This is a genomic window from Streptomyces sp. M2CJ-2 (assembly GCF_016757295.1).
GTDB lineage: Bacteria > Actinomycetota > Actinomycetes > Streptomycetales > Streptomycetaceae > Streptomyces.
Window position 1 is genome coordinate 1 of the sequence record NZ_JAESIF010000231.1, and the last position, 1,411, is coordinate 1,411.

Genomic DNA, 1,411 nt, shown 5'->3' on the forward strand with positions numbered 1-1,411 from the left:
CCGTCGGGGCGGGTGCGCAGTGCCTGCCGGTCGACCCGCACCGGCATCACGACCGGCACCCCGGACGCCAGGGCCGCGTCGAACGCGGCCAGGTTCTCCGCCGGCGACAGACCCGGCAGACCGCCTCGCGCGATCCGCTCCCGGTCCGCCGCCGACAGCCGCTCCCCCATCCCGCCGACCCCGGACCACAGACCCCACTGCACCGACAGACCCGGCAGCCCCGCACCCACACGGAACTCCGCCAACGCGTCCAGGAACACATTGCCCGCCGCATAGTTCGCCTGACCGACGGCATCCACCACCGCCGCCCCCGACGAGCACAGCACGAAGAACTCCAGGTCCATGCCGGCGGTCAGCTCGTGCAGATACCAGGCCGCGTCGGCCTTCGACCGCAGCACACCCGACACCCGCTCCCGGGTCAGCGCCCCGAACAGACCGTCGTCCAGCACACCCGCCGCGTGCACCACCCCCCGCAACACACCCGCGGCCTCCACCACACGGCCCAGCGCGGCCCGGTCGGACACGTCACAGGCCACCGCCTCGACCACCGCACCCAGCGCCTCCAGCTCCTGCCGCAGCTCCGGCTCCACCCGGCCCGAACGCGACACCAGCAGCAGCGACGCCACCGCGTGCTCCACCACCAGATGACGGGCCAGAGCCCCGCCCACACCACCCGAACCACCCGTCACCAGCACCGTCCCACCCGCACGGGCGGGCCGCGCGCCGGCGGCCTCCGCCCCCGCGGCGACGGGCTTGAGACGGACCAGGCGGGGCACCTCGACCAGACCGTCCCGCACCCGCACCTCCGGCTCCCCCAGCCCGGCCAGGGACGCCACCACCTCGGCCGACGCCTCACCGCGGACCAGCACCACCCGGCCCGGCACCTCCGCCTGCACCGACCGCACCAGCCCGCACACCGGCGCCACCACCAGACCGGCCTCACCCGCCGGCTCCGGCACCACCACCACCAGCGTGCTCTCCGTCAGCCGCTCATCGGCCAGCCAGCCCTGCACCGCCTCCAGCACACCACCGGCCACCTCATGCACATCCGGCACCACACCATGCGCCGCCTCGGCCGGCACCCGCAACACACCGACCGCGGGCACCTCCCCGGGCAGCCCGCCGAGGCCGAACTCCACGACCGAACCCACGACCGAACCCGCGGCAGCGCCCGCGCTCACCCCCGCACCGCGCCACTCCACACCGTGCAGCAGACCGGCACCGCCACCCACCGACAGCCGGCCGGCATCCACCGGCCGGCTCCGGAACGACTCGACCGTCAGCACCGGCACCCCGGCCGTGTCCCACACCTCCAACGCCACACCGCCCGCACCCAGCGACCGCACCCGCGCCCGCACCACCGACGCACCCGTCGCCCGGAGCACCACACCACCCCACACGAACGGCAGCC

At 75.5% G+C, this 1,411-nt stretch carries 1 protein-coding gene; it reads right to left on the bottom strand.

From position 1 onward, the window contains the following. Positions 1 to 1,385: beta-ketoacyl reductase (locus tag JL475_RS39000; RefSeq protein ID WP_202282926.1), on the bottom strand; the 1,385-nt coding region annotated here is incomplete at its 3' end. Positions 1,386 to 1,411 lie beyond the last annotated feature (26 nt).